This is a genomic window from Bacteroidales bacterium (assembly GCA_018334875.1).
Lineage (GTDB): Bacteria > Bacteroidota > Bacteroidia > Bacteroidales > UBA12077 > JAGXLC01.
On record JAGXLC010000206.1, the window covers coordinates 1 to 7,516 of the forward strand.

Below are 7,516 nucleotides of genomic sequence, written 5' to 3' on the forward strand. Positions count from 1 at the left end.
ATTGCTTGTGTACTCGGTTTCCGGCAGTCCGAACTTTATCCGGGCATCAATAACCGGGAGGACCATACCCCTCAGATTGATCACTCCTTTCATAAAATCTGGTGTTTTGGGGACTCCCGTGATCTTTATCATCTCCAGTATATTTAAAACCTGGCTGACATGTGCTCCGAACTCCTCTTCTCCCAGTTTGAAAGTTAAATAAGCATTGGATGATTCTTCTTCACTCATTTTACCTCCTTTTGTTAGTGTTACTGAATCGATATTACGGGAAAGATTTAATGATGCATAGAGTGAAATCACCCAATTTTATGATTGGGTATTTTTACGTAACCGGAATTGACTTTAAATATTAAGTTGCTGTATGTAAGCAAGAAACAAAAATCACAAAGTTGTATGTTTGTCCCGGAAGGAACAAAAATCCAAACATCGGGTTTATTTCAATTAAAGGCTCATTTAAAGGATATTATGTGAAATGTGCAAGCAGTTGACCCGAGCTGTTATTTATTCTATTTGTAAAATGCAACTTATTGTTATTTAATGTATTACAACTAACGATTAAGTAAAAATACGTGGTGGGTACCGGGATATTAGGTAAAAATACCTAAGCCTTCGTTTTTATGCATTCATTATCAGTATTGGCTGTAAGATAATGTGTTGAGTCTGACAATGAACCTCCTGATAAAAAGTCACTTACAATCAGAAATGATAGTAAGTTGAAAGCAAAACACGCATATTCCCAACAGTATGGGTGTTAATGGGTATCGCTTTTTGATTATAGCCATCACCGAATGTGGCCGATGTATATTCGCCTTCCAGCCCAAATTTCAACTTTCCGGAACTATAAAGTATTCTGGGAGATATTCTGTAAAGTGAAGCAATGTTTTTGCCAAATCCCATAATAAGGTCCGGATCATTGATTATATTTTGCTTTGTGCCTCTGTTTTTGGTATAACCTGCAAACACGCCAAATTGGAAAGGACCGCCGTTGGTATGGATATCAGTCCACAATGACATATTCCTTAGCGGCAAATAGGAACGCTTATCCGTATCGTCTTGAATCGACTCTACGGCAAATCCTGATATTTGTAAAACATCCGTTGCATTTTGCCCGGAAACTGCCTGAATTTTAATTGTTATGGGGTTGAGAGAAAGCCTGGCAAATGCAATGGCCGATAAACCACCAACTGTGTTGTTGGTTTTAATCTCCTCTTCTGTGACCAATCTGGGCACAATGGTTTTATAGGCCAGACCGGCACCCATATTCAATTTGGGCCGGTTATAGTGTACTTGCAGATGCATATCAGGAGTGCCTGAGTTTCTCAGGAATTTTGAGCTAACGGTCTCATCGATCCTGGAAGGATAGTCTCTTTGTGCCAGTGCTGCGGCTATAATCTCAAAATCTCCAAAATTTTGTGTCAATCGAAGCTGGGGATTACGGGAAAAAGGTTGGATGGGAACACCTGTGTTAAATGATACAGTACCGGGAAAACACGAAGTGACGAACATAGGATTCCAGAACTGGCCGGTCAGTAATTGGGTATTTTCCCAGGAAAGCCGGACATAGGCATGACGCAATCTGAAAAGGTTGATGTTGTCATTGGCCTGGGCAAAAAAGTCGCCTTCAATTTTTCCCGAAGTTTCTGCTCCCAGGGCCTCCGGCCCGGTTATTGTTCCTGAAATCCTGGATTGAACAGCCAGGATGTTAAAATTCGGCTGAGCATTCACATCCTGCTGATTGGCATCCGGAGCTTCGGGTTTTGGCCACAACAGAAAGTGACCCTCCCGGGCGGTTACATTTTGTCTGCTGTCAAAGAATGCATCATTCTTAACATAGCCATTGAAGCGGATGCCAAAATCCTGACTTTTTTCCTCCTGTGCAAGAGCCGTGAGACAAAAACCAATTACAAAAACAATCACCCCGTATATTTTCTTCATATATCTAAATTTGAGTTAAATGACCAGAGTAAATCAATGATCAAATTGAATTTATGTTATTCGGTGAATTATATTTAGCCAGCGAGCAAATATATATGCAGGAATTCAAAAAAAATAGCGTGAAATCACCTGTATTTTCATTGTTCTATCAGGTAAAAATACGCAATATGATATCATAGTCGGGTGAAAATAGATGATTTCAGGATTGTTAGCCTATTATATTTTTTTTAAATACAAAGTCAAAATATCGTTAGACAGGGGGGGTATTCCCAATTTTTTCCAAAAAAGTAAATATATGTCATTCCTACGGAATTCCGTAAACTAGAATATCACTTATTACCCGGGTTTACACCCGGGCCTACAAATATGTCATCCCGCAAGCGGGATTTCGGTTTACAGTTTGCAAAAGAATTAAATAAAATCTTATGAAAATAGCAATTTATAATGAAATCCGGCAGCTGCCGGATGATATCTTTGTAGGCCCGGATGTGAATCCGGGTATCATAAAATTCACACATAACTGAAATTCCGTAGGAATGACATAAAAGAGATTGTTTGGAAAAAATTGGGAATACCCCCTTGTCTAACGATATTTGAGTCCGGTCTAAAAAGGTTTTTTCTGCCACCAAAACACTAAAACACGAAATTTCACTAAAAACAAAATATCGAATATTTCTTTTTTGTGGGTTTTAGTGTTTTGGAGTTTTAGTGGCATTTTCTTAGTTTAACCCTTTTTAGACCAAACTCATTGAATTGAAAGCAGAAAATTTACTAAATGATTGGTCCCGCATCTTGCAGGACCAAAAGGCAATTGGCAAGGATTAATTTTTTGTGCAATACTTGTTTTCTTCATTTTTCAAAATAAAATCCCTTATGGTTGCATTTTAATAATGAAATGGTTAAATTCATCAGGTTTAATTATGAAGATGAAGGATTGTATATAAAAAATTATCAACCGATGAAAATATCATTAATAGCTGTCAAACCCAAACATAGTGCCTACGGATTGTTCAGTATTGATCCTTTAGGACCCGCTTATCTGGGTACCATGTTAAGTGGGCGGGGGCATCGGGTTACCGTGTACGATGAATCCAGGGCACCGGTTTTCAATGAAAAAAAGGGCAAGCTCCATTCTGCTTTGCTGGATTCGGATTTTATAGGGTTATCGGTCATTTCACCTGCAGCCTCCAGGGCCTTGCGTATGTTAAAGGCCATCCGCAGTCAAATTCCCGGTGTAAGAACTGCGGTTGGCGGGCCGCATTTATTGGGTGATGAACAGGCAAAAGAATTTGCCCAATACGCAGATGTTGTTGTGCAAAAAGAGGCGGAAAATATACTTGATGAACTTGTCAATGGAGATTTGAATGGCATTGTGGAGGGCACCATTGTGGAAAACCTGGATTCATTGCCCATCCCCGATCTGGGCTTGGTGGATCAATCGAAAAAGAAATTACTGGATTTCTTTAAATTAACCCCTATATCTACGGCCCGTGGTTGTCCGCGTAATTGTGAATTTTGCAGTGTCAGTAACATCCATGGTAAAAAGGTACGGCGACGATCGCCTGAGCTGGTGATGCAGGAACTCAGGCAACGATTGAACGAGGGTTATCAACGCATTTTTTTCGTGGATGACAATTTTTCGGTTCAGCCTTCAAAGAGAACGCCCCTCCTGGAGGCCATGATTGCTGAAAGGGAGAAAGGCAGGTGGTTTGAGAGCATGATCATCCAGGATGAGGTGCCTGCGCTATTGAAGGGAGGCGAGACGTATGTTGAGATGCTAAAAAGGGCCGGAATAAAAACCGTAATGCTTGGCGTGGAAAGCTTTGACGATGAGAAGCTCCGGGCAATGCATAAGACCCATAATAAAACCGACTCGGAAAAAGCAATCCGGATGCTGCGCAAACATGGTTTGATCATCTATGCTTTTGGTATGGCCAAACCGGAAATTGATGATAAAAAAAGCATCAGGACCCAATTCAGGAAGTTAAAAGAAGAAGGGGTGACTTATGCCGACATGACCATTGAAACTCCAATCCCGGGCACTGAGTATTGGGAAGAATACAAAGACCGGTTAACGGCTATGGATCACGGGTCACCCGACTGGGATGAATGGACCTTCCTGGCTCCTGTGATCCCTACCAAACATATGAGTCAGAAAGCCTTTCAAAAGGAAGTGAAGAAGAGCATGCAGCGATTCTATTCTCCACTGCGTGCATTGAAAGAAATTTTAAAGGGGAAGCTCCGTAAAGGTCTGACGGTACTCTATGTGTGGTTTACTACGGGAAGGATGTATTCTTAGCATGCACCATTCATAATTAGTTGGAATTCTGCTCGATAGCCCCAGAATAAGAAGGATTAATGTATAAGTCGGGTTTGGAATTTTGCATTTTAATTATGATGGGCTGCTGGCATATTATGAATTTTTCTGGTGTCTGTTAAACTCATTAAAACAATATACCTATGAAATCCGGTTCAGATCGTCGTAATTTTTTGAAAACAACAACTGCCGCAGGTATGGGTTTGGCTCTTGCTCCTGGTACTATTCTCAGAGCGAATTTTTCTAAAAAGAAAACGGGGGTATCCGTTGGATTTATAGGAGTGGGAGGACATGGCCACCATCTTATCGAGCACGTTTTAAAGCTGAACCATGTTGCTGTTACTGCCATTTGTGATATCAAGGAGGAAAATCTGGCACGTGGGCAGAAAATGGTGGAAGAGGCCACTGGCAATCGGCCGGCGGGATATGGGGAGCATGAGTACATTTATCGCGAAATGCTGGAGAAAGAGGCTCTGGATGCCGTTTTGATTGCTACACCTTGGCGGTGGCATATTCCCATGGCCATTGATACCATGAGGCATGGCGCTTATGCAGCCGTTGAAGCCGGACCGGCTTCAACAGTTAAAGAATGTTGGGATATGGTGAATACAGCGCATTCTACAGGCCTCCATACCATGCTTCTTGAGAATCATTGTTATGACCGCTGGAATATGGCTGTTTTAAATATGGTACGTCAGGGGGTTTTTGGAGAACTGTTGCATTGTCACTGTGGTTATGAGCATGATCTAAGGGGCCGGATTGTCACCGGTAAAGGTACCGGTGTGACCCGTCCGGAAGCTGCCGGAGGTGATTACCGCACTTTACAGAATATGAAGCGTAATGGGGATCTTTACCCCACACATGGAATCGGGCCGGTTTCACAGTGTCTGGATATCCACCGGGGAAACCGGTTCACGGGTCTGGTATCTATGTCTACCAAATCACGGGGCTTAGGGTTATGGGCTGAGGATAATCTTGATGCCGGGCATCCGGCACAAGCATTTGACTGGCATATGGGCGACATTGTAACCACAATGATCCGTTGCTATAACGGGGAAACGGTTGTCATGAGCTTTGATACCCGATCTCCACGCCCATACAGCAATATGAGGAGGGTGCAGGGAACGAAGGCAATCTGGCTCCAGGATGGAAACGCCTCTTCTCTGGATAAGTCAGTGATTTACGTGGAAGGCAAAAGTCCGCATCATGAATGGGAACCCTTTGAACCTTATCAGGAGAAGTATGAGCATCAGTTATGGAAGCGCTATCTTAAGGAAGGTGTGGTTGAGGGACATCGCGGCAGCGGATTTCTTAAAGTCAAGGGATTCATCGAAGCGGTGCGCCAACAAGTACGGCCACCCATCGATACTTATGATACCGCTGCCTGGAAAGCGATTTCGCCCCTTTCTGAACAATCCATCCAACAGGGTAATCAATCGGTGCAGTTCCCTGATTTCACCAACAGAAAATGGATGACCGATGAACCGATTTTCGGTTTGACAGATCAATATTAAACAGCCAAAGCACTGACTTTGGCTGTTTAATACCTTACCAACGCTCCCCCGTCCGGCCGGCATGCGTGGTTAAAATTTTTCCTGGGATTCATTGGCTCATAAGCGGAGACTGTTTCGGGCATTTGTACTCACTGCTCATTACTCGAAAATCAGTCCTCGCCACTCAAAACCAATTTACTCAAGTCCCAATAGCCTTCGGTTCAGCTTTTCATCTGCACCGCCGCCACCGCCGGCAAAATCTTCAAAGGATTTTTCCGATTTCCGGATGATGTGTTTGGCAATGAACGGAGCACCTTCTGCGGCTCCATCTTCAGGATTTTTAAGTGCACATTCCCATTCCAGCACGGGCCATCCTTCAAAGTCGTATTGGGCCAGTTTGCTGAATATGCCTTTGAAATCCACGTCACCATCTCCAAGAGAGCGGAATCTGGCTGGACGGTTCACCCAGTCCTGGTATCCCCCGTACATGCCTGATCGTCCATTTGGCTTAAATTCTGCATCTTTTACGTGGAACATCTTGATCTTCTCGTGGTAAATGTCGATGAATTCAAGATAGTTCAGTTGCTGAAGCACGAAATGACTGGGATCATACATGATGTTAACCCTGGGATGGTTGTTGGTGGCTTCCAGGAATCGTTCATAGGTAACCCCGTCATGCAGATCTTCGCAGGGATGCAGTTCAAAACAGAGATCCACGCCCGCCTCGTCGAATGCATCCAGTATCGGTTTCCATTGTTCCGCCAGGGCTTTAAAGCCTGTGTCTATCAGTCCGGCAGGTCGGGGAGGAAAGGGATACATGGTATGCCACATATAATTTCCCGAGAAGGTAACGTGTTCGGTAATTCCCAGGTTCTTGCTTGCCTGGGCCGCAAGCTTCATTTGGTTGACAGCCCATTCTGTACGTGCTTCCGGGTTGTTTTGGTACTCCGGCGGAGCAAAGCTGTCAAATACTTTATTAAATGCAGGATTTACAGCTACCAGTTGTCCCTGGATGTGGGTAGCCAACTCGGTAATCTCACATCCGGCATCATTCACAATGCCTTTTATTTCATCGGCATAGGTTTGGCTCTCGGCCAGTTTTTTCAGGTCTACACATCTGGGATCAAAAGTGGGGATCTGGACCCCTTTATACCCTAAGTTGGCCATGTATTTGCAAATGTTCTCCAGATTGTTAAATGGCGGCTCATCGCCCATGAATTGAGCAAGATATACAGCAGGTTCTTTCATAATACTTAAATTTTAAAATGAATAATTGCATTGTTTATTAATGGCATCCGGCGACTATTCCGTTATTTAGAGTCTGTCTATAATATCCGCTGGCTGCGTTACGCTCGTTTTTCATGCCAGTCGATTACATCTGGTAGAGACGCACGGCCGTGCGTCTCTACATTTGGCATTCAAAACTCGCAAGCCTTGCCAGCGAACATTTTAGACGAGACTCTTTCAAATCTCTTTGACTTTATGGACAAACACTATATAATCTAAAAAATGCATATAGAAAGATATCGTAAATTCCAATGATCAAAATACAAAACGAGGATCGGCTAAGTTTGGAAAATTTGAAATTGGTTATTCGAGATGATTTGTCATTTGAGATTTGGCACTTGATATTTCAATATATTATTTAAATGATCGCTAAAACCAGGGCCATAGCCTTACATCATATCAAATACTCCGACACGAGTGTCATACTTACCGCCTATACGGAAGCATTTGGAAGGATTTCCTTTATGTTGCAAGGCATTCGCAG

6 protein-coding genes are annotated in these 7,516 nt (G+C 43.0%); 3 read left to right on the forward strand and 3 right to left on the reverse strand.

Going from position 1 to position 7,516, the window contains the following annotated elements; genetic code table 11:
- Positions 1-228, reverse strand: a 228-nt coding sequence (locus KGY70_14295) for a chemotaxis protein CheW (protein ID MBS3776361.1), incomplete at its 3' end; no start/stop codon positions are given.
- 468 nt (positions 229-696) lie between these two features.
- The gene (locus KGY70_14300) at positions 697-1,935 is read right to left on the reverse strand and encodes a hypothetical protein (protein MBS3776362.1); all 1,239 of its coding nucleotides are present in this window, start codon (positions 1,933-1,935) and stop codon (positions 697-699) included.
- 958 nt (positions 1,936-2,893) lie between these two features.
- On the opposite strand from KGY70_14300, the gene KGY70_14305 reads away from it, so the two are divergent.
- Positions 2,894-4,234 (forward strand): B12-binding domain-containing radical SAM protein, encoded by a 1,341-nt coding sequence (locus KGY70_14305; GenBank protein MBS3776363.1) that lies wholly within the window; start codon positions 2,894-2,896, stop codon positions 4,232-4,234.
- A gap of 161 nt (positions 4,235-4,395) precedes the next feature.
- Positions 4,396-5,766, forward strand: coding sequence for a Gfo/Idh/MocA family oxidoreductase (locus tag KGY70_14310; protein MBS3776364.1), 1,371 nt, complete (start codon positions 4,396-4,398; stop codon positions 5,764-5,766).
- A 174-nt stretch (positions 5,767-5,940) separates the two neighbouring features.
- On the opposite strand, the gene KGY70_14315 is transcribed toward KGY70_14310, so the two are convergent.
- On the reverse strand, positions 5,941-6,993 hold the full coding sequence (locus KGY70_14315) for a sugar phosphate isomerase/epimerase (protein ID MBS3776365.1): 1,053 nt from the start codon (positions 6,991-6,993) through the stop codon (positions 5,941-5,943).
- A gap of 401 nt (positions 6,994-7,394) precedes the next feature.
- Here KGY70_14315 and KGY70_14320 point away from each other — a divergent pair.
- Positions 7,395-7,516 (forward strand): recombination protein O N-terminal domain-containing protein (locus KGY70_14320; protein MBS3776366.1); only part of this gene is annotated, 122 nt, incomplete at its 3' end.